The 23,902-nt window shown below is 57.7% G+C and carries 20 protein-coding genes; 6 read left to right on the forward strand and 14 right to left on the reverse strand.

Annotated elements, in window-relative coordinates; translation table 11 throughout:
• The first annotated feature begins 163 nt into the window (after nucleotides 1–163).
• The 3 genes from IE188_RS14950 to IE188_RS14960 are packed head-to-tail and all read left to right on the forward strand — an operon-like array spanning nucleotide 164 to nucleotide 3,819.
• Nucleotides 164–1,648, forward strand: coding sequence for an O-antigen ligase family protein (locus IE188_RS14950; RefSeq protein ID WP_191287318.1), 1,485 nt, complete (start codon nucleotides 164–166; stop codon nucleotides 1,646–1,648).
• Nucleotides 1,617–2,816, forward strand: coding sequence for a glycosyltransferase family 4 protein (locus tag IE188_RS14955; RefSeq protein WP_191287319.1), 1,200 nt, complete (start codon nucleotides 1,617–1,619; stop codon nucleotides 2,814–2,816). Before IE188_RS14950 ends, IE188_RS14955 begins: the two co-directional genes overlap by 32 nt.
• A gap of 40 nt (nucleotides 2,817–2,856) precedes the next feature.
• Nucleotides 2,857–3,819, forward strand: a complete 963-nt coding sequence (locus IE188_RS14960) for a sulfotransferase family protein (protein WP_191287320.1) — start codon at nucleotides 2,857–2,859, stop codon at nucleotides 3,817–3,819.
• Between the two features lie 75 nt (nucleotides 3,820–3,894).
• Here IE188_RS14960 and IE188_RS14965 read toward each other — a convergent pair whose 3' ends face one another.
• The 5 genes from IE188_RS14965 to IE188_RS14985 all read right to left on the reverse strand — a co-directional run bounded on the left by IE188_RS14965 (nucleotide 3,895) and on the right by IE188_RS14985 (nucleotide 11,567).
• The gene (locus IE188_RS14965; protein WP_191287321.1) at nucleotides 3,895–4,830 is read right to left on the reverse strand and encodes a glycosyltransferase family 2 protein; all 936 of its coding nucleotides are present in this window, start codon (nucleotides 4,828–4,830) and stop codon (nucleotides 3,895–3,897) included.
• 32 nt (nucleotides 4,831–4,862) lie between these two features.
• Complete coding sequence (gene xrtD / locus IE188_RS14970; RefSeq protein ID WP_191287322.1) at nucleotides 4,863–6,467, reverse strand: VPLPA-CTERM-specific exosortase XrtD; 1,605 nt, start codon at nucleotides 6,465–6,467, stop codon at nucleotides 4,863–4,865.
• A gap of 10 nt (nucleotides 6,468–6,477) precedes the next feature.
• Entirely contained in the window at nucleotides 6,478–8,940 is a 2,463-nt protein-coding gene (locus IE188_RS14975; RefSeq protein WP_191287323.1) for a tetratricopeptide repeat protein, read from the reverse strand.
• A gap of 193 nt (nucleotides 8,941–9,133) precedes the next feature.
• Complete coding sequence (locus IE188_RS14980; protein WP_191287324.1) at nucleotides 9,134–9,706, reverse strand: VPLPA-CTERM sorting domain-containing protein; 573 nt, start codon at nucleotides 9,704–9,706, stop codon at nucleotides 9,134–9,136.
• A gap of 217 nt (nucleotides 9,707–9,923) precedes the next feature.
• Nucleotides 9,924–11,567, reverse strand: a complete 1,644-nt coding sequence (locus IE188_RS14985) for a hypothetical protein (protein ID WP_191287325.1) — start codon at nucleotides 11,565–11,567, stop codon at nucleotides 9,924–9,926.
• 261 nt (nucleotides 11,568–11,828) lie between these two features.
• Here IE188_RS14985 and IE188_RS14990 point away from each other — a divergent pair, with 261 nt between their 5' ends.
• Together IE188_RS14990 and IE188_RS14995 are read left to right on the forward strand one after the other, a co-directional pair.
• Nucleotides 11,829–12,959, forward strand: a complete 1,131-nt coding sequence (locus tag IE188_RS14990) for an NAD(P)/FAD-dependent oxidoreductase (RefSeq protein ID WP_191287326.1) — start codon at nucleotides 11,829–11,831, stop codon at nucleotides 12,957–12,959.
• Nucleotides 12,960–13,348: 389 nt separating this feature from the next.
• Complete coding sequence (locus IE188_RS14995; protein WP_191287327.1) at nucleotides 13,349–14,311, forward strand: glycosyltransferase; 963 nt, start codon at nucleotides 13,349–13,351, stop codon at nucleotides 14,309–14,311.
• Nucleotides 14,312–14,359: 48 nt separating this feature from the next.
• Here the strand turns inward: IE188_RS14995 and IE188_RS15000 are convergent, their stop codons facing one another.
• From IE188_RS15000 to IE188_RS15035, 8 genes are all read right to left on the reverse strand, one after another.
• Nucleotides 14,360–15,358 (reverse strand): NAD-dependent epimerase/dehydratase family protein, encoded by a 999-nt coding sequence (locus IE188_RS15000; RefSeq protein WP_229836902.1) that lies wholly within the window; start codon nucleotides 15,356–15,358, stop codon nucleotides 14,360–14,362.
• The gene (locus IE188_RS15005; RefSeq protein ID WP_229836897.1) at nucleotides 15,285–16,196 is read right to left on the reverse strand and encodes a glucose-1-phosphate cytidylyltransferase; all 912 of its coding nucleotides are present in this window, start codon (nucleotides 16,194–16,196) and stop codon (nucleotides 15,285–15,287) included. Before IE188_RS15005 ends, IE188_RS15000 begins: the two co-directional genes overlap by 74 nt.
• Before the next feature lie 143 nt (nucleotides 16,197–16,339).
• Nucleotides 16,340–17,782, reverse strand: coding sequence for a GMC oxidoreductase (locus tag IE188_RS15010; protein ID WP_191287329.1), 1,443 nt, complete (start codon nucleotides 17,780–17,782; stop codon nucleotides 16,340–16,342).
• Nucleotides 17,783–17,858: 76 nt separating this feature from the next.
• Nucleotides 17,859–19,172: a protoporphyrinogen/coproporphyrinogen oxidase gene (locus IE188_RS15015; protein WP_191287330.1), complete on the reverse strand. Its 1,314-nt coding sequence runs from the start codon at nucleotides 19,170–19,172 to the stop codon at nucleotides 17,859–17,861.
• Complete coding sequence (locus tag IE188_RS15020; protein ID WP_191287331.1) at nucleotides 19,169–20,101, reverse strand: NAD-dependent epimerase/dehydratase family protein; 933 nt, start codon at nucleotides 20,099–20,101, stop codon at nucleotides 19,169–19,171. The genes IE188_RS15015 and IE188_RS15020 overlap by 4 nt, the downstream gene beginning before the upstream one ends.
• A 50-nt stretch (nucleotides 20,102–20,151) precedes the next feature.
• Nucleotides 20,152–20,682: a dTDP-4-dehydrorhamnose 3,5-epimerase gene (gene rfbC, locus IE188_RS15025; RefSeq protein ID WP_191287332.1), complete on the reverse strand. Its 531-nt coding sequence runs from the start codon at nucleotides 20,680–20,682 to the stop codon at nucleotides 20,152–20,154.
• A 36-nt stretch (nucleotides 20,683–20,718) separates the two neighbouring features.
• Nucleotides 20,719–21,705 (reverse strand): acyltransferase family protein, encoded by a 987-nt coding sequence (locus IE188_RS15030; RefSeq protein ID WP_191287333.1) that lies wholly within the window; start codon nucleotides 21,703–21,705, stop codon nucleotides 20,719–20,721.
• 35 nt (nucleotides 21,706–21,740) lie between these two features.
• On the reverse strand, nucleotides 21,741–23,168 hold the full coding sequence (locus tag IE188_RS15035) for a GMC oxidoreductase (protein WP_308442464.1): 1,428 nt from the start codon (nucleotides 23,166–23,168) through the stop codon (nucleotides 21,741–21,743).
• Between the two features lie 210 nt (nucleotides 23,169–23,378).
• On the opposite strand from IE188_RS15035, the gene IE188_RS16900 reads away from it, so the two are divergent.
• Entirely contained in the window at nucleotides 23,379–23,663 is a 285-nt protein-coding gene (locus IE188_RS16900) for a transposase (protein WP_191287335.1), read from the forward strand.
• A gap of 43 nt (nucleotides 23,664–23,706) precedes the next feature.
• Here the strand turns inward: IE188_RS16900 and IE188_RS16790 are convergent.
• On the reverse strand, nucleotides 23,707–23,902 hold a 196-nt coding region (locus IE188_RS16790; protein ID WP_229836900.1), incomplete at its 5' end, for a hypothetical protein.

The raw sequence follows: 23,902 nt of genomic DNA on the forward strand, positions 1-23,902 counted from the left end.
ATCGCAACGCGTCAATTCAACGGTTCCATATAAGACCAATATGTCACAAAATGCTTCGAATTTCGCATTCGATGCGATTGGAATGTATGACAAATAGTCTCAAATTGTTTTGACATCAAACAAAGTCAGAAATCGGTCTGTTTTCGAGGGGCGCGCGCAAGACTTGAAAACGGGCATCAAAAAGGCCCAAAACTTGAACTATCGCCGTAATCAGAAGCTAAGCTACCGACGCGAGTTTCCGAAGGAAACTGATCAGGCGCCTACAAAGCCCTTCCAGGATGCGCCTGGGGATGATGAGGCTAATTGGGATTCGCGAAAAGTTATTGCGGTGGCAAAACAAGGATTTCCGGTGTTTCTGGGCACTGTGTTTCTGATCAGCCTGCTGCTGCCGATGCGGATACGGTTGGGTCCGTTGCTTCTGTTTCCCTATCGGTTGTGGCTTTTGTTGCTGTTTATTCCCCTGCTGATTGCGCTTCTGCGAGGTAAGGCCGGACCGGTCGCGTTCGTAGACTGGTGCTTCTTCGGGGCGGCGATCTGGGCTGTCGTGTCTTTGCTGGCCAACCATCCTCTGGGTGTTATCATCGAGCCCGCAGGTGCACACACGATCGAGTTTCTAGGCGCCTATCTGCTGGGGCGGATCACAATCAGGTCGGCGGAAGACTTTCATCGAATGGTCCGAATCTTTTTTATGATTGTTCTGGTCTTACTTCCATTCGCTCTTTTGGAAGGCCTGCTGCATCGTCCGGTTCTTCTGCAACTGATTGGGCAAAACGGGGTAGCGGTTGATATCGGTACACGAATGGGCTTGAGGCGGGCGCAGACTGCTTTCGAGCATCCTATTTTGTTTGGTTCGTTTGTTTCAGCGGGATTGGGACTCGTCTGGTATTCCTATGCTTACAACCGATCGGCCATGCGGCGCCTCTTCGGAACCTTTGTCATCGGGCTTTCGACTATGTTGTCGCTATCTTCTGGTGCGCTTATGGCGTTCGCCATGCAAACCGTGTTTATCGCCTGGGAGTGGGTGCTGAAATCATACAAACGTAGATGGGCAATCTTCGGTTGGGGTGCGGCCGCAGTTTATGTGTTGATTGACCTGTTCACGACCGCGTCTCCGTTTCACGTTTTGGTTCGGTATGCGACCTTCAGTATGCAAAGCTCATACAACCGCATTCTGATCTGGCATTACGGGACGCAGAACATCTGGGACAATCCGTTGTTCGGGTTGGGGCTGAACGACTGGGTTCGACCCCGTTGGATGAGCGCAAGTGTTGATAATTTCTGGCTTTTGATAGCCCTGCGCTATGGAATACCCTTCTTCATTCTTGTGACCGGAGCATTGGTTCTGCTGATCTGGCGCATGAGCAGGGCACAGATGCCTGATCCGGCAGACCGTGCGGCTCGGGCTGCCTTTTTGACGACATTCGGTGGTGTTGCCCTTGCGGCAGGGACGGTGCACTATTGGAATGGAGTATTTTCTTTTATCATGTTTTTGATCGGATCGAGCATCTGGATGATCAGCGGCGGTCTGTCCCAATCCAGCAACTCGGACCAAAGTATTGAAACCGACCACAGAAAATCGCGTCGGGCAGCAGGTTTGAAATTCGGAGATGTCACGAATGCACGTTCTAATAACCGCCCCAAGACTTAATGGTGAGGGGCTGGGAGAGGTTCGCAAGTCATTCCAACTGGTCGAAGCACTATCCCGGAAAATTCCTCTGACTGTGCTGGCATTCGAGAACGGTCAGGGGACACCTCTGGCGAAACAGCTTCCCGATTGTGAGGTCATCACTTTCGACCCACCCGCTTGGGTCAAGCGGCGCAACAGGCTGGCAGCGATGCTGAAGCCCGAGGTTTTCGTTTTCAACCGTATGGTGTTGAAATGGCTTCGCAGCACAGGTCGAAGGTTCGATTTGGCGCACCAAATGTTGCCTGCCGGCGCCAGGTATCCGACCGTTTTGCGGAAGACGGACATGCCATATATCATCGGGTCCGTTGGCGGAAGCCTCAGCACGCCGGAGGCGTTTCGCAGCGAAGTGAATTCAGAAAGCTGGTTCGCCCGGCTTCGGTTTCTGGATCAGTTTCGGTTCAGGCATGATCCTTGGTTGCGCGCAAGCTATGCGAAGGCTCGCGTTGTTCTGGGTGTGGCACCCTATATGAAAGATATTCTGGCTGATCTGGAGATCGCGCGGTTTGAAACGTTCATGCGGCAGGGGATCAGAAAATTGGCACCCGAAACCGAACGGACAGGTATCCCGGGCCAATTGAAGCTTCTTCACGTCGGACGCGCGGTGCGAACAAAGGGCTTGCGCGATGCAATTCGCGCAATGGCCCTGTTGCCCAAGGACAAGGATATCACCTTGACGAGCATCGGAGACGGCGAAGATCTCGAAGCTTGCAAGGCCGAAGCTGCGAAGCTGGGCGTTGCCGATCGAATCCGCTTCGAAGGTTTTCAACCACGCGAACGGGTCGAGGAATACTATCGCAACAGCGATGTCTTGCTGTTTCCCAGTTTCCGGGAATCTATGGGCGGTGTGATCTTCGAGGCGATGAACTGGGGTCTACCAGTGATTACCGTAGCGCGGGGCGGACCGGATTGGATTGTAAGCGATGATTTCGGCATAAAGGTGCCGGTGGACACACCCGAACAACTGGCGCATGACCTTGCCGGTGCGATCATGACACTTGTAGATGATCCTGCAACAAGGAAGCAGATGGGCAAGAAGGCGCGTGAATATCTGGCGCAAGAAGCTACTTGGCCCGCGAAAGCTGATATCTTGGTCAACCTGTATTCAGAAGTTCTCGCGGTGAAAGGTTGACGAACGCCCACCTGCCACAGAACAACGCGCGAGGCCAAGAATGACCGTTACCGACTACTCTGATCTTCTTTTGCATGTCGGATATCCGAAAGCCGGGTCAACATCGCTGCAAAGGCGGCTGTTTACAAGCGCCGAGTCGGGTTTTTGCAGCCCATGGGGCCAACAGGCCCCAATCCTGATCGAACATGTCCGGGTGACGGATACCTTCATATTTGACGAAACCGTGGATGAACTTCGTGCTTCCTATGACCAGAAGTTAATAGAAGCGCGCCAACGGAATCTGGCCCCTGTCTTGTCATTTGAACACTTGTTGGTTGACCCGATGGGGGGGCAGGTCGACCGGCGCGAGGGTGTCCGGCGTATGTCGACACTTTTCCCGGGTGCAAAGGTGCTGTTGATCATCAGAGAGCAGAAATCCATAATCCTTTCAGCTTATCTGGAGCATTTGCGCCGCGGGTTCACCACCAAACTTGATCGGTTTCTGGGTATCGACGAACGTCGAACACCCGGTTTTGGCTGTACATGCCCGTTGGATCTGTTTCTGTATGACCGATTGATTTCACATATGTTCGATCATTTCGGTAAGGAAAATGTGCTGGTTCTGCCGCTGGAGCAACTTGGCAGCAGCGCCTTTCTGGAGCGTATCTATGATCTTGTCGGCCAACCGTTTCAAGAAGGCGCGGTGAAGCGTATGCAAAGCAAGCAGCGGCAGGCCAGAAAAAGCGATTACGTGTTTTTGCGGTTCACCAACCGATTTGGCATTAGTCGCTATATGACCCGAGACCGCGACAGTTTATTGCGCAAGGCGGGTTATGGAGTGAACCTCGCGCTGAACCCGCTGACGCCCGCGTCGTTGTATGAACGGAACCGACGCCAGATGAAACAAACGATTGAGAATCATGTCGGTGACTATTTCAAAGATAGCAATCGTCGAACATCTGATCTTATCGGGACTGACCTTGGAGCATTGGGGTATCCAGTTGACCACCAATCTGGGGGGTGAGGACGTCACACTACTTGGGACGTTTTCGATAAACCTGCAGTGGGTCGATTTTTCGAGCACCCCCGCTCTGCCGCGCTAGTCAGAGATTTGAAACCCGTTCACCCATTCCGCACGGCGCTGCCAGACCTCGTGCCAGACCTCATGCGTTTCTCCCTGCCCGCGCCGTGCGCGAACCTTGCCGGCAAGGGACCGCGACAGCGGATAGGCTGCGAACAGAAACCGTGCCATGGGTTGCTGCCATTTGGGAAAATAGCGCTTCATCAACTCGCCCTTGGCACGCAGCACCTTCACCTGACGATCTGCCCGCACGGTTTCAGACACACCGCCGTAATGAATGATCGTGGCCTCGGGCGTCACCATTGGGGCGGCTCCCAGTTTGCTGCGCGCGCGGCGGCACAGGTCGGCCTCTTCCCCATACATGAAAAAGGTCAGATCAAACCCGCCAAGTGCTTGCCAATCTGCGGTCTTGATCAGAAAAAAACAGCCGCTGACAATGTCGACCTGTCGTACCGTGTCTCGGTTCCACCCACCATAGGCCTCGGCGTTGAACAGCGCGCTGCGGGGAAAGATTCCGGTCAGTCCCGTGGTCCGGCACACCACGCTCCAGAGCGTGAATTCCCGCCAACAGGATGATGGGTTCAACGTCTTGTCCGCATAAAGTGTCCGCCCGCCCCAGATGCGCGCATTCGGCTGACTGTCGGCAAACGCCACCAACGTGTCGATCGCCCCGTCCAGAACCACCGTGTCGGGATTGAGCAGCAAAAGATATTCGCCCGTTGCCCGCCTGGCTGCGAGGTTGTTGGCCTTTGCAAACCCATGGTTTTCGCTTTCGGCCATCAGCAAACAGTCGGGGCAAGCGGCGGCAATTGCCTCGGCGGACCCGTCCGAAGACGCATTGTCGACAACGATCAGTTGATAAGGAACGGTCGTCTGTTCCTTGATCGACTTGAGGCAGGCCAATGTCTCGGCCCGCGTATTATAACTGACGACGATAATTGAAAGCTTCGGCATAGGCTCGCAGGATCCTAAACAATTGCAACGGATTACAGCGGCACGAATCGAGGCAGTCTTGGCAGGCTTTGGGACATGAAATCAATCAGGCGCGCGTCGGCGTCCGCCTCGCTTTCGTCCGGACGGATCGGAGTGACATAGCGTACCAGCGCGCCATCGGTGCGACCCATGGTCAGGCTGTCATAGACGACGCCCATCTTGGCCGTGAAATCGTTGGTCTGTCGTTTGCCGCGTTGTTCAAACCAATAATACACAAGTTGCTTGTTCAGCCCCTTCTGTATGACCGAGCGGTTCACGTTGAAGCTGCCATAGGTGGGCACGTTGGGGTTGACCTGAACGGGTTCGAGGCTGAACACTTCCCACCCGCCGACGGGCAGGCAAACTTCCGGTGAATGGATGCCGCTGCCTTCGGTCTGCTTTTCGTAAAAAGCGACGAAAATGTTGATGTGGTCGGGTGTGCCGGCGGCAGAATAGGTCGCGTTCAGATAGTCGGTGGCGCCCAGAACCCGCTCAATGTCGGAGTCCAGTCTTTCGGTTGTGCCGGACCATTCGCCGATCTGCCGGGGGAACAGCGTGAAAGGTTCCCGATCAACCTTTGCGGCATCGGCGCGTTGCAAACCGATGATCCATCCCACTGAAACCGCAAGCGTCAGCGCCGTGGCCACCACCATCGCCTTGGACGGGCGTATGCCGACAATACGTCCGGCCACGGTGGCAAGACCCTGAGTATCAAGGTCGATTGCCTCGCTCAGCGGTTTGGGGTCGCGGGTCAGGCGTTGCAGGATGATCGCCATTGCAAACAGGATCAGAATACAAATCACGAAGATCACCCAGCCTTCGAAGAAATGCATGAAACCTTCGGCCTGTTCGATGCCGTAACGATCAACCAGAACACCGATCACGCCGATCCTGACAGAGTTCATCAGGACAGTGAGTGGCGCGGCTGACAGCAGCAAAACGATTTTGTGCCAGAACGGGCCGCGATACAGGATCGCGAACAGATAGGAAAAGCTGAGGATCGGGAACAGGTAACGCAAACCCGAGCAGGCTTCTGCGACCTGAAGTTTATAGACGCCTAGGTCGATGATGTTGCCTTCCAGAAAGACTGAAACCCCGGCCATGCTGACAAACCACACGCCCAGTTCGGATGACCAGGATTGAAGCAGGATTGTCAGCTTCCAATAGATGAACTGCGGCAAAGGCAGCATGAACACAAGGTGCACCACCGGCAACTGGTGCTTACGCCCGCGCGCCCATCCAAACACCACAAGCACCACGCCACCGACCCAGATGATCATCGCGTAAGTAACGATATCCGGGATGCGCGTCAGGTTGCCAAGCATGGCGATAACCAGCGCCACGATGATCACCACAATACCCGGCCATCGGTCGTGTATGGTCAGCTTGGGCAGCGGTGCTTGCCGCAACTCGCGTAGAAAAAGATAGAGTGAGATGATCGGAATCAGCGGACCGTGGCTGTATTCGGGTGTCGACCACGCCGCAGCCAGTGATTTCAGACCGATCCAGAAAACCGGCACGGCACTCACCATCAACGCCACGAACCAGAAAACGCCCATGACGTTCAGGTCCGGCAAGGACAGCTGCGGCTTATGCGGTTTGTCACTGGCTATGGACATCAGTTCAGGCTCATTGCGTGCTGTTTTCCGTGTCCCCAGCAGGGGTTGGATTTTTCAAACGGGCGACTTCGGCGTCGATCTTAGATAACAGGTCGGATTGGGTGCCAGGGTCCAGCATCCCGCGGGTTTTGGCGAATTGCGCCAGTGCATCATCCGTGCGTCCCACGGCCGCGTAGGCCATCGCAAGATGAAACTGAACCGTCGCATTATCGCTCATCCCCGCGGCTGCAGGTTCCAGATGGGCCAACGCCTCGTCATAGTTTTGCAGGCGAAAAGCGATCCAGCCATAAGTATCCTGGAACGGAGCGACATCCGTTCCGCGCAGCCGTCGCGCGACAACGAATGCACGCTCAAGACTTTCGGTATCGGCGCGGTGATCGGCCAGCAGGCTGGCAAGGTTGTTGGCGATGATCGGATTGCCACTGTTTGCATCATACAGCGTTTCATAAACGGCGATGGCACCGTCAATATCACCCGCTCGCTCCAGTTCACTCGCCTCCAGCCACATCAGATCGGCGTTGTCAGGCAACTTGGCGCGGGCAGACGCCAGTGTCGAAAGAGCCTCGCTCTGCTCGCCAGTGGCGCGGAGCAAACGATAAAGTGCGACCCAGGCCTCTGGCCGTTGATCGTTTTCGTCCAAGAGCCCTCGGAATATGGATTTTGCCTCTTCGACCTGTCCGTCTTCCGCCAGAATCGAAGCGCGGATGAACCGTAGGATCGGGGCGTTCGGCGTGACTTCAAGCAACTGATCGACCTTTGCCAAGGCTTCGCTCTTTTTGCCACGCTCCAATAGCCGCCGGATGATCACGATGTCGGCGCTGTTGGCGGCGTCTGAAGCAGACGCTAACGATTCCAGAAATGCCGTCAATTCGGCTTCACGGTCTTGTGCGGCCAGAATACGGGCGCTCAGGGTATTTGCGATCTGGGTGGCTTCATCTCGTTCAATTCCACGCAAGGTGCGCGCGATGTGGTCGGCCCGACCCCAATCCTGCATGTCGATGTAAAGCTGACCCAGCGCGGCCAGGATTTGAACATTGCCGGGTTGGACACGCAAGGATCCCAGCAGCGCATCCTCGGCCGGGCGCAGCTTGTCGATGCTGGCAAGATGCCGGGCATAGCGCAGGCTTTCCGCCGCGCCATTGCCCGATTTTTCAACCGCGAGGGCCAGCATTTCCGACATCAGTTCCGTGTTTCCGTCGCGTTCATGCGCGCGGGCCATGAGCGTCATGATCTCAGGGTCATCGGGGCTGCCCGCCATGGCTGATCGGAGCGTTACGATGGCATCGCCGGTCTGGTCGTCTTCGATCAGCCATTGGGCGCGATGTTTCAGTGCCTCGGTATGCGACGAGTCGCGGGCCAGAACCTCTTCGATCAAGGCACGAGCACCAACCGGATTGCCCGTTATCTCGAGCATTCGTGCCAGTCCAACTTTCAGGTTGTCGGTGTCCGCCGATGGTTCAGCCTTGTCCAGAATGGCCTGCATTTCAGCGATGGCCTGATCCTGCGCGCCGGTGTCAAACATGATCGAGGCCCGCAGCGAACGGTAAAGCGCCTGATGTTGTCCACCCGCATTGATCAGTTTGTCCAATTCCTCCCGCGCGGCGTCGTTGCCGCGGAATTCGACCAGAAAGCGCACCAGTGTTGCCCCCGCTTCGGGGTCATCATCCGATGGGTCAATGCGGCTGCGCAACAGCGCCTCGGCCTCATCGGTGTTGCCATGCCCGATATGCCATTGCACAAGGGCCGAGAGAATCTGATTGTCTTCTGGGAATGCGTCAAGCATGTCCGTCAGCTGCTCTTTCACGGCAAGCGTATCGTTGGACGCATATAGAATGCCAAGTCGCTTTCTCAGAAGATCCATGGCCGCGGGCTCATGCTGCAATGCCGCATCAACAGCCGCCAGTGCATTGGACCAATCCTTGATGCGAATATAGTCATCAATGACCAGACGGTGCAGACCCGGTTGTGCAGGGTCGGCGGCCAAAAGTTCCAGGGCGTTCTTCTGCGCATCCAGCCGTGCCGCCTCGTTCCCTGCAATGACCGCATCGCGGTAGGCCAGCGCAGCCAGACCGGCGCGTACGGTTGGATCGTCCGGTGCAAGTTTGGCAGCATATTCACCGTGGCGGCGCAGCTCGTCCCAGTTGCCCATGTTCAGCGCGAGTTCGGTCAGCGCCTTGCGCCCTTCAAGATCATCCGGATACTGTTCGACAAGCCGCAAATACTGACCATAGGCTTCCGAAACTTCCCCTTCGTCACGCCGCATGTTGGCATATGTCATACGCGCATCGCGGTGCTTTCCGTTCAGCTTGAAGACATTCCGAAATTCGACTGTGGCCCGCGCGGTATCGCCGTTTTCGATATGCTCGACTGCGGCTTTGTAATGCTCTTCCGCGCGTTCCTCGGCGGATTGACAGCCCCCCAGAACAAGAAGTGTGCAAGTCACAAAGACAACAACAAGGCTGCGATGGGTCATGGGTCTAATACTCTGATAATTCTATCGGGCCGGCCGGAGCCAGCATTTCTAAACTTGTATATCACGAATCTTTTTTCCGTGGTGACGGTAACAAGACTGAACAACAAAAATGGCGTGACTTGGGCGAGAGCGATGCCCGACAAATAAAAAGGGCCGCGCGAACGGCCCTTTTCGTAACTTCAGATCGCGACAATCAAGCGGCTTTTTTGCGCTTGCGCGACAGGGCACCCAGACCGGCCAGACCGCCGAGAAGCAGGAAGCCTGCAGCAGGCAGCGGCACCGGTGCGACGGTGAAGCTCTTGATCCGGAAGCTGTCGAAATGACCATCGGCACCGATGGTGAAGGAAGTAGCAACAACATTACCGAAGTAATAAGGGTTGTTCGGCGACTCGTTTGCGACCATCGAACCATTTACATAGACATCAGCGTCGTCGTTCCAATCCCAGTGCGAGAATGAGACTGATACCAGACGAACCGCGCGGTCGAAGGTAAAGGTGATCGACTCATCGACAAAACCATCAAGTTGCCAACTCGTATCGCCCCACCCCTTGACGCCCATACCGTAGGAGTTCTGAGTCAGGTAGTCGTTGCCCCACCCTGCGCGCCAAGGATCAATTGTTCCCGACACTGTTCCGGATGAGAAACTGCCAAGTTGCAGGCCATGGCCCACGGCATCGCCACCTGTCGTCAGGTCGACAACAGTTGCGGCGTTTGCAGCTGTCGCCGTTAGACCGACGAAGGCTACGGAAGCAAGAAGCTTTTTCATATTCTTCCCAAATTGCTAATAACTTTGAATAAACCACGATTACTCGTTAGGCATTTATCACCTGCAGTTTAATACCATGAGCAAGGGATCGCTGTCATTAAGAATTAAGGCAAGTTTGGCTTGAAAGTGGCGTAAATAAGACATTTCAGTATGTTGGCAGGAAAACAATCCTCGAACTTCCGGTTATTGTAGGTCGCAAGGAAACAATCTCGGCGGATTATCGCGTTTGTTGGAATACGGTAGGTAAACCGCGATGGTCCGAAATCACGGGATATAGCGGTTTGTGCCCGTCAACCCGCCCAGTCGCATCGAAATACTGCTCTCCGATAGACGACGACCGTAACCAACCGACAAGGTTGTCACCGTCATAGGTGAAATCGTCCGCCCAGTCGATCCTGGGATACAGGACAGGATCATAACGAAAGTCGTCCGTAGGCGTACGCACGAGTCGCATGATGCGCATCCGACCGCTCGGCCCCAACGCATAGAAACGTCTTTCGTGGACGGGCAGAAGCACCGACAGAAACGCGGGGGCGCTGTCATGGACGCCGTTATTGGCAATCACGGCGATATCCACGCGGGTGGAAACGGCATCTGACACTTCGGGTATGACCTGCGCCTCCTGCCATCCCAGCGTGATCTTGGCCGCGGTGCCCGTGTCGTCCAGCGGCTCGATCTTTACTTGGCGACGATCGCCACGCAGAAGCACCCAGTCAAAGGTCAAAGCGCGACCGTTGGGATCGGTGGTTTCGGCGGTACTCAGTACCATTTCACGGCTGAACCGATGGCTTCTCCAGACCCGCGCGATGGCCGACGGGGTGTCGTACAGTCGTTCGTTCAGCCCATCGCCGAACATCTCGATCCCCGGTTCGGGTTCAGGCTCTTCAAGCACTGACAGGCGGACCATCGGCGGGATGTCATCGGGCCGGATCGCGTTGGCCTGCGCCACCATCCGCGCCAGGTTCAGGCCGCGTTTCGGAAACGCCGTGGGGTGCGCGGCGGCTGTACGATAGTCGGCAGGGCCTTCCACCTGATCGCGGCTGCGGCGATAGACCATCTGCACCGTGGGTGCCAGAAGCCCGGTTTCCATCAGCCTTGCCTTGGTGGCAGGGCGGAACGCGGCAAGGATCATCGCCAGTGCCTCAAGATGCGGCCGGTCCGAGCCTGACCGACCCTGCGACATGATATAATAAGGCGTGTTGGCGGGCATCATATCCTGCCCGCCTGCCTCGTAATCGCGGTTCGACGGATAGACGTGGATCTGCCCGGTGACATAGTTCTGATAGAGCGCGTCCGCCCCGCCCCCTACGCCGCCGCCCGCCATCCCGGTCAGCACCAGACGGGGCAGCGACCGCGCAAAGGGCCCCTTGGTCAAAGCAGTCGAGGAGTTGCCGATCACTGGGACGTCGAACAACAGCCCGACCGCTGGGCCAAGATCCATGTTCTGGTCGCGCAGGACCGGGTGATACAGCAGCTCGGTCAATTGCGGGTGCGCCTTCAGGTTCAGCCGCGAATGGCCCCGATCGCGATTGTCATAAAGGTCGCCGTAATTGCCTGCGGCCTTGCCCTGCGCGACCAGTTGCGACAGCAGCAAATGTCCGCGCTTGTCCTTCTTCGGCCCCAGGACAGGTGTGTTTTTCAGGGTCGGAAACCTGATCCGAACGGTGGGGCGCATCGTCAGCGGCGGTGGCGGCAGATGAACCGCTGACAGGTAAGCAACTCCGCCATTGACGTTGACCGGTGACGGGGCTGTTTCGCCCAGGCTCCATGGTTCATTCTGTGACAATGCTGCCGTGGGGATGATTTGAAACAGCCCTGCAAGCAGAACCGACGCCAATAAAGTTGCACGTGCCTTAAGCATAGTCTCACCTTGAAGGTCGGGCGCGCCAGCCGACGCCCGTCTTCAGAGAACCGATTACCGCCCTGTCAATGTTCATCTTGCGCCATTGTGCCTTCGACACAGGTCGCGGCGGATGTCGGGTTCGCTGGTATGAAATGCGATTCCTCAAATAAAGTGAACAGAATCACAAGGTAATGTGGAAACATTACACCAAACCCGGGTCGTTGGCATGTGTCGTCATGGAATTGACCCTTCACCACTGCCAGGGAGAAGACTGCAACCATGACCCCCCCGAGTATTTTTGACGTTGATTGCGTGGTGGCGGGGGCTGGCGTCATCGGCATCGCCATCGCCCGTGCGCTGGCGGTGCAGGGCCGCGAGGTCTGGCTGCTGGAGAAAAACGGCCATATCGGCGAAGAAACCAGCGCCCGTAATTCCGAGGTCATCCACGCGGGCATCTACTATGATCACGGGTCGCTGAAGGCGCGTCATTGCGTGCGCGGCAAGGCACTGTTGTATCAGTATTGCGCGGACCGGGGCGTGCCGCATCGGCGCTGTGGCAAGCTGATCGTGGCGGCATCGGATGACGAGGTGCCGCGCCTTGCGGGCATCGCAGACCGCGCCGCACTAAACGGCGTCGGCGACCTGCGCCCCCTGACCGCGACCGAGGCTTTGCAGATGGAATCAGAGCTGAACGTGAAGGCCGCGCTGTGGTCGCCGTCAACCGGGATCATCGACAGTCATGCCCTGATGCTGGCCCTGCTGGGCGAGGCCGAGGCCCACGGCACGACAACCGCCCTGCGCGCGCCAATCATGGGCGGGGCGCTTGAACCCGATGGCCGGATAACTCTTGATATCAAGGGGGACGAGCCGTTGCGGCTGCGCGCGCGGTCCTTTGTAAATGCCGCCGGGTTGTGGTCGGCGCGCCTGATGCGTTCCATCGACGGCCTGCCGCCGTCGCCCGATCTGGCGCTGGTCAAAGGCAACTATTTTCGGCTGAGGCGCAAGGCGCCGTTTTCAACTCTGATTTACCCGGTGCCGCGGGATGGTGGGCTGGGCGTCCACCTGACACTGGACATGGGCGGGCAGGCGAAATTCGGGCCGGACACGGAATGGCTGACACATGATGACCCCGCAAAAATCGACTATGCCGTCAGCGCCGACCGGCGCGCAGGCTTTGCCGAAGCTATCAGTCATTACTGGCCCGCGATCACCACGGCGGACCTGATCCCCGCCTATACCGGCGTGCGCCCCAAGCTGGCGGGGACCGCTTACCCCGATTTTCGCATCGACGGGCCCGACGATCACGGGCTGGGGCCGCATGTATTTCTGCATGGCATTGAAAGCCCCGGCCTCACATCCTGCCTGTCTATCGCGTCAGATGTTGCAGACATGCTGTCCCGAAAACCGTGACGCGCGCCGACCTTTTGGTCAATCCCTCCGTGATCTACGGCCGATCGAAGTGGGAAAATCCATACGAGCGGTGCATTTTTCACGGACATACGACCAAACGCTTTTTGTTTTCCTTTGATTTTTCTGCATAGCGCGCGAGAATATGCATATAGTTTGCCATACCCTCGGTTGATCGCAGACGCGGACCGTGGATCGGATAAATTAGAGGATTTCTTGTGTGCGCATTACAGTCAGATTCAAACGCGCCGCGTGTCGCGTTGTTTTCGCTCAGGGGCTTTGAAGACCACGTTTCGCGGTCGCACGGATATGAATTCGAGGACGTGATTTGCGACAGCCTTGACGATGCGGTGATGTTTCAGCCGGGCGTATTGCCTGGTGGCCGGCCCCTTATGAAAGCAAAACGCGCGCTGTCGGGCCGAACGCATCATGCGCACCGGTTGCCTTCGGGCTTGGAAACGGTCGCGGCGGGGCAGGACTACGACCTGTTTTTCTATAGCGTTGCGCATCTTGAAGACCTGAATTTCCTGTCATCGCTGAAAGGTTGGCGCGAGCGTTCGACGCAGGCGATTTGCTGGATACAAGAGCTTTGGCTGAAACGGGTCGACCAAATTCCAGCCCTTGTCGATCAGTTGAACGCCTTTGACCATGTGATCTGTTCCTTCGTTGAAACCGCAAAGATGTTGCGCGACCGGCTGGATGTGCCGGTCACATACATACCTTGGGGCGTGGATATGCTGCGGTTTTGCCCCTGTCCCAACCCGCCACGCCGCGCGATTGACATGCTCAGCATCGGCGTGGCCCATCCCAACACCCACGAGGCGCTGATCAAGTTCGCCGACGAGACCGGGCAGTTTTATTCCTATGAAACCATCTCGGGCCGCGCCATTATGAAAGATTTTCGCGCCCACCGGGACAATTACATCGCACAGTTGAAGCGCGCGCGTTACTTCTTTTCCTATATCGCCAAGGTCGAACGCACCGTAGAACGCGGGCCGCAGATCGAGTTCGGCCTGCGGTATCTTGAGGGGCTGGCGGCGGGCGCCATCGTGTTGGGCAACAAGATCGACAGCGACGCCTTTCGCGAACATATCGGCTGGGAAGATGCAGTGATCGACGCGCCATATGACTGCCCGCAGATCGGCGACATCATCTCCACGCTGGACGAAGACCCAGACCGCTGCGCCGCCATCCGCGCGCGAAATGTGACCGAGTGTCTGACCCGCCACGACCATCTTCACCGCTGGGAAAAGGTGCTGGATCTTGCCGGACTGTCGCTCCATCCCAAGCTCGCCGCCCGCCGCGATGCGCTGGCCGAACGGGTGAAAATGGTCGAAGCGGGTTTGGACGCATGAAAAGGGGCGACGCAGACGCCGCCCCGGTCACGTCTGGATCAAACCGCGCTAGCCGATCATCCGAAATTCATCGTCCAGCCGCCCTTCGGCAACCAGCGCCTCCAGCTGGGCTAGACGCTTGTATTTTCGCCCTTCGAAATCCTCTGTCTGAAGGCCATAAGACTTGACCGCGTCATATAGTTGCTGCGCCCCACGCTTGGCGTCCCAGACCGGCTGGAAACCGGGGATCAACCGTTCGATCTTGGCCGAACTGACACGATATGACCGATTGTCCGGCCCTGCATCCGAGGCATAATCAATCTCGGCACCGTCCACGGTGTTCGCCACGATCTCGGCCAATTCCTTGATCTGATAGTTGTTTTCCGTGCGGCAAACATTGAACGCCTCGCCCCGGATCGAATCGGCATCGGCGTCCAAAGCCGCCAGGAAGGCGCGGGCCATATCTTCGACATGGATGATAGGGCGCCACGGGGTGCCGTCGGACATCATCAGGATCTTGCCGGTGGTGAACGCGTGCGCGATCAGGTTGTTCAGCACGATGTCAAACCGCATCCGCGGGCTGACCCCATAGGCGGTGGCAAAGCGCAGGAAGACCGGGCAGAACTTTTCATCCGCCAGCGGTTTCAGATCGCGTTCGGCCAGCACCTTGGAGACGCCGTAATCGGTCTGCGGGTTCAGCTTGCCGCCTTCATCCACCAGCCCTTCGCCCGCCTTGCCATAGTTCGAACAGGACGAGGCAAAGACGAAACGCTCTACCCCCGCCTCTTTCGCGCAGCGCGCCACATGGACGGTGCCTTCGTGGTTGATTGCTTGCGTCAGACCCGGGCGCAACTGGCCCAGCGGATCATTGGACAGCGCGGCCAGATGCACGACCGCATCAAAGCCCCGCAAGTCATCAACCGTCAGATCGCGTATGTCCTTGCCCAGATTGGGAATGTCGGGAACATCACCGCCCGGTGCAAAATCGGCCCGGTCAAAGAGATTTATATCGCACCCAGTCACCTGGATTCCCGCCTCGGCCAATACCGGGGCGGTGACCGTCCCCACGTAGCCGAGATGACCCGTCAGAAGAACCTTCCGCGTTTTCCCATGTTGCCCAGGGTCTGTTGCCATTTTTCCACATCTCCTCAAGCCGGCGTTTGTCCGCCAGGTGATCCATACAATACCAGAAGCCCGGATGGCGATATGCCATCAGTTCGCCCATCTCCATCAGTTTGGGCAACGGGCCTTCTTCCCACATGATCTCGTCGCCATTCACATCGGCCACGGCGTCAAACACACCGGGTTCCAGAACGAAAAACCCGCCATTGATCCAATCGACGGCGGTTTCGGGCTTTTCCTCGAACCCGTTGACCTGCCCATCCTCTTCCACCGACAGGTGGCCGAAGGTGGTCAGGGGGCGCACCATCGTCATGGTGGCAAGCTTGCCGTGCGATTTGTGAAACGCCAAAAGCGCATCAATATCGACGTTCGAAACCCCGTCACCATAAGTCAGCATGAAGGTTTCGCCGCCCAGATAGGGCTGCAACCGCGCCAGCCGCCCGCCGGTCATCGTGTCGATGCCCGTGTCGATCAGGTCAATGGTCCAAGGCGGCACGGGGGCTTCGTCGTGACCGTTGCCCTCGGGTTCGCCGAACAGCTCGCGATTGGCGAAATCAACGCGCAGATTGCCGCTGTATTGGCACAGGTCCGAGACATATTTCTTGATCAGATCACCCATGTAGCCGAGCGCCAGAACAAAGTCGTGGTGCCCATAGGTCGAATAATGCTGCATGATGTGCCACAGGATCGGCCGGTTCGCGACCTCGACCAGCGGCTTGGGGCGCACGCGGGTTTCTTCGATCAGACGCGACCCTTTACCCCCTGCGAAAATTACCGTTTTCAAAATGACCTCCTGTAAATACAGGTCTGATACTACGCGAAATTGTTACGTTTCAAAACTGATCCCTCAAGGTTTCGACGCGGGATGACACGAATACAACTATTTGCATGTTAGCTGCCGCTGGCAACTTGTTTTTTGCGGAGCATTCAATCCGCGTTTGGCAGCTTCAGCTTGCCTTTCAGGTGATCGGCCAACCTAAGCGACAGTTGCACGATGGTCAGGGTCGGGTTGGCAAAGCCGCCCGATGGAAACACCGAAGAGCCGCCGACAAAAAGGTTCGCCTGGTTATGCACCTTCAGGTCGGCGTCGACGATGCCGGTCTGCGCATCCACGCTCATCCGTGTGCCGCCCATGTGGTGCCAGCTTGCGATGGTGCCGTCAGTGGGCAGGGGCAGGGCGTCGTCAAGCACCCAGTCATACAGGCGCACCCGCCCGATATCGAGGTCAGCAAACGCCTGCGCCAACCCCTGCACCGAGCGCGCGATGGTCGCGCGGTCGATCGGTGACCTTTGCCAGTGCAGCACCACCTTGGGGATGCCAAGGGCGTCTTTCTCGTCCCCAAGCGCCACGCGGTTGTCGGCATTGGGGGCCTGTTCCCAGTGGGCGATGATGCGTGAGCCGCAGACCAGTTTCTTGTCGCCCATCAGCCGTTGGCCCAGCTTGGGCGCGATGCACAAAAGGTCGGCGATCAGGGCGCGGGTGCCGGTGTAGGCTGCCGGGTTCACCTCGAACGAGGCGTTGAGGATGCTGTTATCCCTTTGAAAGTCATCGCTGAGCGCAAACCGTGCCACGCCGTCTTCGTCAGGGGCAAGGGCGTCGGCGTCGGCGATGACCTCGGCGACGCTCATGGTGAAATGCTCCATCCAATAGCGCCCGATCAGATCGTGATTGGCGATAATCTTGCGGTCGTTTTGTTCGTTCGCCCATAACAACAGACGCGCGTTTTCGATGCCGCCGGCGCAAAGGACAAAATACTCGGCCTCGATCACCCATTGCGCGCCTTGCGCGGTCTGAACCGTCGCGCTTTGAATGCGGCCTGCATCCGATGTCAGGTTGATCAGCGCGGTGTTCAGGACGACACGCAGGGTGTCGCTGGCCTGCACCACAGGGCGGTACTTCTCGCCGAACCGGACGGGCGGGCTGTGTTCAAACTCGGTGCGCCGCAGCGTGTTACCAAGTACCTGATCGTCGAAATCGCCGGGAATCTCAAGAACCTCGGCGGCGGGCTTCAGGTAAGGTGTCAGTGCGTCTGCCGAGATCGGCCAGCCGGTGCCGGGCACCACGGGATCTTCCTGGAAATCCGCCGGATCAAGCGGGCGACAAATACCGCCCCAATGACCCGATGTGCCGCCGAAATGGCGCAGGCGAGCATATTCGAGATCAAAATATTCGTCCCCAACGACCGTGCCTTGGTAAAGCGCTTGCGAGGCATCCTCGACCTCTTCCCCGCCCGCTTCGACCAGAAGGACATCAACGCCCGCTTCGGCCAGATCATGCGCCAGCGTCATCCCCGCCGGGCCAGAGCCGATGACGCAAACGCGCGCGGTCTCTGTATGGCCTTGCGGGAAATCGGTGGCTTGAATGAACATTTGAAATTCCTTGTCGCGCAAAAGGTGACGGGGCGTAGTTTAGCACAGTCCCGCCGTCTTGGCGCGACGTTGCGCATTACATCTTTTCAATCACCTGACGGGCGCCGCGTTCGCCGGATTTGAACGCTTCGTCCGTCCATTGATAGCCCCATTCACCAAACCGCCCGACATAGTTGATATCGACGCTGTCCAACCATTCATGGACGATCGGCAACGCGGTTTCGCGGTCAAGATCGAAGATGATGTTGGCGTGCGGGATCAGGCGGGCGTCGGTGTGCAGGATTTCCTCGTCCTTTTCGATCAGGCCGATTTTCACCAGATCGTCGATCACGGGTTGGATCAGTTCGTCCGGGGTCACGTCGACGGGACGGTATTTGTGGGAATAATAGCATTCCGCCTGAATGGACCCGCAGCCCGGCGGGCAGGTCTTGTGCGACATCTTGTGCGGGAAGCTGAGGCGGGTGAAGCAGATATCTTCGTCATAGATATAGGTCCACGTCGCGGGTGTGAAATCGTCACGTGCCAGCCCGATATTGACCGTGATGCAGGTGGTGCAGGCCAGTTTCGCCGCCGCCTCGCGCACATGATCAGGCGCGCCTTTGACCATCGGGATCAGGTCGGGTAGGGGGATGGACGACACGAGGTGATCATATGTTTCGACCACGCCATTGGCAAATTCGACCGTGCGCGCGTCGGGGTCGATCGCCACGACCTCGTGATCCAGATTCAGGTCGGTCTTTTCCATGAACGGCTTGAGGTACGAGATAAAGCCGCCTTCGGTCGGGTAACGGAAATCCGAGATGTAATGCACATCCGGCGTTTCCGCGAAGATCGCGCCGCGGATGACCTCCTCCATCGACGGGCGGTAAAGGCGGGGGCCCATCCAGACAGTGCTCATCTGGTCTGCATCGACGGTGTGGTATTTCTTGCCGTAAACGGCGGGGAAATGGGTGGCGAAGGTTTCGCCAAAGACGGAAATCAGCCATTCGAGGTAATTGGCGGGTTTCTCGACCACATCTTTTTTCGATGCCTCGATGAAGTCCAGCAGGCACTTTGTCTTCAACTCGTCCGGCAGGTTGTGCAGGTTGGCTTGCGCGGGGTGTTTGACCCATGCCCCGTGATAATAATTGTTCACATAGGCGTTCAGTTTTTCAAACTTGCCGTCCACGTTATCGGCGAAAAGCTCTTGAAACCGGGTGTCTTTCGAAAACGAGATATGCGGGCCGTCGTCGAAGATGAACCCGCTGTCATGGGTGAAGGTCGCGGTGTGGCCACCGGGATAGTCGTTCTTGTCATACATGCGCGTGGACACCCCCGCACCGTGGAAATGGTGGGCCGCGCCAAGGCCGGCCATGCCCGAGCCAAGGATGATAATGTTCTGATCGCTCATATCGCTTTGTCTTTCTTCAATTCGTGCCGCCACCAATTGATGGTATCGGCCACTCCTGTTTCCAAATCAAATGTCGGGGTCCAGCCCAGTTCGTCGCGCAGACGGGTGATGTCGGCCTCGACCAGGGGCGGGTCGCCGGGGCGGGCTTCACGCGCGCCCAGGCGGATCAGGTCAGAGGCACCGGTTTGACGCCCGATCTCGTTTACCAATGTGGCCAGCGGGATCGCCGCGCCGCTGCCGATATTGACCGGACCGGTCAGATCGCTTTGCAACAGGCGCACCATCGCGTCGGCCACGTCGTCCACATGCAGAAAATCGCGGGCCTGCTGGCCGTGGGTGCAAAGGGCCTCGCGCCCCTCAAGCAGAGAGATGATCACATCGGCGGCCAAGCGGCGTGGGTTTTCACCCGGGCCATAGATGAAGAAGGGTCTGGCCCATGACCCCGATAGGTCCAGCGTGTCGCACTGGGCGCCGAACGCCGTGAACAGCGCCGCCTTCGCCGCGCCATAGGGCGTGTCGGGGCAGAGGGGGGTGGTGTGTTCGTTTAGCGCGACGGGTTCGCTCCAGTCATATTCCATGCACGAGCCGCAGAAGGTGACACGTTGGCCGCCCGCCTCCGCGAAAGCGGTCAGCAGATCAACCGAGCGGCTGAGCCAGCGGAAATTTTCCGGCGATTGCTGGTTGCCCGGCCCCATATACCACGCCAGCGCCAGCAGGTGGTCGGGCTTGTGTCGCGTCATCAGCGCGTCAACATCTGCCGTGTCGGACAGGTCGGCGCGCACCCATGTCACCGCATCGCGCGGGGCAGGGGGCGTGTCGCCGCGATAGGTGCCGATCACCTGAAAGCCCGCATCTGTCAGCTTGCCCACAGCGGCGCGCCCGATGAACCCCGTGGCGCCTGTCACCAGCACTGTCTGATCATTTGCCATCTTCGTATCCATCAAACCACGTATTCTTGCACAATAGAGCCTATTGAAACCTAGTCCGAAATCAGCGGCCAGGAGGCGTCTTTTTCGCTGACCACCTCGACCGGGATAGGCCAGTCGATGGCCAAGGCCGGATCATCATAGCGCAGCCCGCCTTCGACGCCGGGGGTATAGAACTCGCTGGCCGAATAATAAGCTTGCGCGCCATCCGTCAGGGCAAGATAGCCGTGGGCGAACATCTCGGGCACATAGATCGCGGTGCGGTTGGTCGCGGACAACTCGATCCCGAAATGCTCGCGAAAGGTGGGGCTGTCGGGGCGCAAGTCAACGATCACGTCATAGATCGCCCCGGTGATGCAGCGCAGGAACTTCGCCTCGGCAGCCGGCGGGGTCTGGTAATGCAGGCCGCGAATCGTGCCCTTCTTTTCGTTGAAGGACAGGTTGATCTGGGCGATTTCGGGCTTCAGGCCGTGGGTCTTGAATTTGTCCGCACAGAAAGCGCGCGCAAAATGGCCGCGATCATCCGAGATTTCCTCAAGATCGACGACGAACGCACCTTTAAGGGGGGTTTCCTGAAATTTCATACACCTGTCCCATGTCCAAAAATAAACCCGCCAGCCTTAGGCTGGCACTTTGCCAAATTGCTTTTTCATCACCCGCCGACGAAACGCTTCGCTGGGGCGATCAATGATAATGTAGAAGAAAACAGAAATGACCGCGACGGCCAATGGTAAAATCAACTTTTCCGTTCGCGTCAAACCGCCCCCCATCAGGGTCGAGACATTTGCGATCACCGGAAAATGCAGCAGATAGACCGTGTAAGACAGGTTGCCAAAATGCGCGTCCAACCAGCCGGATTTCTGCCGCACGTTCCACGCGACAAAGGGCAGCAGCAACAGCATCAGCCCCATCGTCATCCATTCTTCGTTGAATGGGCTGGGCCGGGTTTTGATGAAAAACGCGCGCAGCGTGTCATTGATGAAGAACACCGCGATGACGGCGACAAACCCCAGTGTCGCCAAGGTGACGGCGCGATTGCTGAACGTGATGTCACGCATCGCCACCAGCATTCCGGCGGCGAACATGGGCAGGTAACACAGCACCGTTTTCAGGCCGATACCAAGATACAGCCACCACCCCAGCACCGCGCCCAACACTGACAGCGCGAACAACAGCGTGGGCGACCAGCCCCGAACGGCCACCAGCGCGAAGGGCAGAAGCAGATAGAACTGCATCTCGATATCCAAGGCCCATGACACGTTCAGCGCATCCAGCCCTGTGGATGCAACGCCAAACAGCGCAATCCCCGGCAGAAACTGCGTGGGCGCCGTGCCGGTCAAGATGCCGGTGGTCAGGATACTTAATACCACTGCGGCGGCATAGGGCGGCCAGACGCGCAGAAAGCGCGACAGATAGAACACCTGCAACGGTCGAGGATGATGGGCGTATTTGTGCAGATACATCAGCGACACCCAATACCCGCTGAGCATGAAAAACACGAACACCGCTGGCTCGCCGACATTCAGGGCCGAGACATGGCTGACCATCACGAAACACGCCAGCACAAGGCGAAAGAAGCCGGGGCCGAAACTGTCCGCAGGTATCATCGCTTGGTGTCCATTCAGCAGATCCGGGTTTGGGTTCAGGCGCGTGTCAGATGCGCCGCCAGACGCAGCGACAATTGCACGATCATCAGAGTCGGGTTGGCGTATCCCCCGGTCGGATAAACCGACGATCCGCCAAGATAGAGATTTTCCAGCCCATGCACCCGCAGGTCTGCATCGGTGATGCCGTGGGCTGGGTCGTCGTGCATCCGTGTGCCGCCCATATGGTGCCAGATCGCCATCATGCCGTCCTCCGGAAGCGGACGATCTTCGGTGATCCAGTCGGCCATCCGCACGCGACCCTTTCCGGTGCGGGCCAGTTCCTGGGCAAACACGCGCACCGTTTCAACAATTGTCTTGCGGTCGGTGTCGCTGCGCTGCCAATGCAACTGGGGCCGGGGAATGCCATAGGCGTCGCGGTCCAGGGGCGACAGCGCCACACGGTTCTGCGCGACCGGCGCCTGTTCCCACTGCCCATGCAGACGCGCGCCGCAGACCAGCTTTTTTCCCATTGCTTGAAACAGGCGCCCACCGAGGGCGGGGGCCACGCAGGCGATATCGGCCACCAGCTTCTTGGTGCGGCTATAGGAATACTTCTCGACCTGAAGCGCGGCGTTGAAGATGCCGCTGTCGTCCTGTTGGGCGCGGGACAGCGAGAACGTCGCCTCGTCATTATGGAAAAACCCGTCGGGCAGGTCTTCGAACAGCACCTCGCCAAGTTGGGCATGGGGGTGTTCGGTCCAGCACCGCCCGATCAGGTCGTGGTTCGCGATCAGGGCATTGTTGTTCTGGGCGTTGATCCACAAAAGCAGACGCGAGTTCTCGATCCCGCCGGTGCAGATGACGAAGGTGCGGGCGGGCAGGGTGAACCCCTCGCCCCCGCGCCTTTGTAGGCGGGCGGATGTGATGCGGCGCCCGTCATGGTCAACCCCCACTAGCGCGCTGCCCAGATAGGTCGTCAGGTTCGATGATTGCGCGATGTCGGCGTGATACTTCTCGTTGAACAGGACCGGGGGGCTCCACTGAAACCGGGTCTTGCGGATCGTGTCGGTATAGTGCGTGTCCGAAAAATCATTGGGGACTTCCAGAATGTCGCATGCCTCGTCCAGATAGGGGGCGACATCGTCAATCCTGATCGGCCAGCCAGTGTCTGGATGATGTGGGCGCGGCAGGAAGTCTTCGGCCTCTAACGGGATGCAGTGGCCCGCCCAATGGTTCGACGACCCGCCCAGCATCCGCAGGCGCGCATTGTCCAGATCGTAATACCGGTCGCCCACCACACGGCCTTGATACTGGCTTTGCGACCAGTCGTCATACTCAAGGCTACCCGCTTCGATCAGAGCAATGCGTTGACCTGTCTGCGCCAGCTTGATCGCAAGCGTCATACCGGCAGGCCCTGAACCGATCACACAGGTATCATAAGGATCGGAAATCGGTGCGATTGACGATGGATCCGAAACGAACACTAAAAGTCATCCGGCCTGAGAATCCAACCGCTCTGCGTTTTCAATGTGCTTTCATGCGCCATTAGGCAAAATGGAAGTGTTGTTATCAGCCGCAGCAATGATCGGCGATCGAACATGATATGGGGGCGCTTTTTGTTCATGAGTGAATATTGAATGTTTATGAATTGACGACTTTAAGGTTATTGGCCTCATCTGTTCAAAGCAAGTCCAATGAACTGGGTTAACATTAGCATCCACGTTCCAGAGAACCCTACAACTTCCAGTCCCGCCCCTCTAACATCGTTACAAATTGCTGACCGGCGAAAACCGACTGCGGGTGCGCAAATCTGCCGTCTGATCTGCCGCGGGAAGTGTGCTGGTATTTTCCGGGGCGTGTTTCCGCCGGACCACGTCCACATTATAAACCCGGTGCCGCTACAACTGGCCGTGAGCGATCTGGTGCGGCTGACGAACGGACGAGTATCCCACAGGGTGCAGCGCGAACTCCACGGTTGAAGCGGCACGATTGGCGGCGGCGCTTGTGGGCTGAGGGTATTTATCAACCATCCGCGGCACACTCACCGAAGAAGTCGTACTTCAGTATTTGGAACAGGGCACCACTATTTCCGACCGCATTGGCCGGTTGCCAGTTTGAATTTTTAACATAACAATGATTATAGGTGAAATGTATATGTAGCCGCAAAGCTAAAATGTCACCCATGAGCAATTCAGGAATGTCACTCTCCCGTCCGAAG

Source organism: Aliiroseovarius zhejiangensis (genome assembly GCF_014656375.1).
Classification (GTDB): Bacteria; Pseudomonadota; Alphaproteobacteria; order Rhodobacterales; family Rhodobacteraceae; genus Aliiroseovarius; species Aliiroseovarius zhejiangensis.

What these genes read in the sequence shown, in the direction of transcription:
- xrtD (WP_191287322.1), bottom strand. Translation starts at nt 6,467, where the DNA reads ATGTCCATAGCCAGTGACAAACCGCATAAGCCGCAGCTGTCCTTGCCG.
- IE188_RS16900 (WP_191287335.1), top strand. Translation starts at nt 23,379, where the DNA reads ATGAACTGGGTTAACATTAGCATCCACGTTCCAGAGAACCCTACAACT.
- IE188_RS14995 (WP_191287327.1), top strand. Translation starts at nt 13,349, where the DNA reads ATGAAAGCAAAACGCGCGCTGTCGGGCCGAACGCATCATGCGCACCGG.
- IE188_RS14985 (WP_191287325.1), bottom strand. Translation starts at nt 11,567, where the DNA reads ATGCTTAAGGCACGTGCAACTTTATTGGCGTCGGTTCTGCTTGCAGGG.
- IE188_RS14980 (WP_191287324.1), bottom strand. Translation starts at nt 9,706, where the DNA reads ATGAAAAAGCTTCTTGCTTCCGTAGCCTTCGTCGGTCTAACGGCGACA.
- IE188_RS15015 (WP_191287330.1), bottom strand. Translation starts at nt 19,172, where the DNA reads ATGAGCGATCAGAACATTATCATCCTTGGCTCGGGCATGGCCGGCCTT.
- IE188_RS15010 (WP_191287329.1), bottom strand. Translation starts at nt 17,782, where the DNA reads ATGTTCATTCAAGCCACCGATTTCCCGCAAGGCCATACAGAGACCGCG.
- IE188_RS14960 (WP_191287320.1), top strand. Translation starts at nt 2,857, where the DNA reads ATGACCGTTACCGACTACTCTGATCTTCTTTTGCATGTCGGATATCCG.
- IE188_RS14955 (WP_191287319.1), top strand. Translation starts at nt 1,617, where the DNA reads ATGCACGTTCTAATAACCGCCCCAAGACTTAATGGTGAGGGGCTGGGA.
- IE188_RS14975 (WP_191287323.1), bottom strand. Translation starts at nt 8,940, where the DNA reads ATGACCCATCGCAGCCTTGTTGTTGTCTTTGTGACTTGCACACTTCTT.
- IE188_RS15030 (WP_191287333.1), bottom strand. Translation starts at nt 21,705, where the DNA reads ATGATACCTGCGGACAGTTTCGGCCCCGGCTTCTTTCGCCTTGTGCTG.
- IE188_RS14990 (WP_191287326.1), top strand. Translation starts at nt 11,829, where the DNA reads ATGACCCCCCCGAGTATTTTTGACGTTGATTGCGTGGTGGCGGGGGCT.
- rfbC (WP_191287332.1), bottom strand. Translation starts at nt 20,682, where the DNA reads ATGAAATTTCAGGAAACCCCCCTTAAAGGTGCGTTCGTCGTCGATCTT.
- IE188_RS14965 (WP_191287321.1), bottom strand. Translation starts at nt 4,830, where the DNA reads ATGCCGAAGCTTTCAATTATCGTCGTCAGTTATAATACGCGGGCCGAG.
- IE188_RS15020 (WP_191287331.1), bottom strand. Translation starts at nt 20,101, where the DNA reads ATGGCAAATGATCAGACAGTGCTGGTGACAGGCGCCACGGGGTTCATC.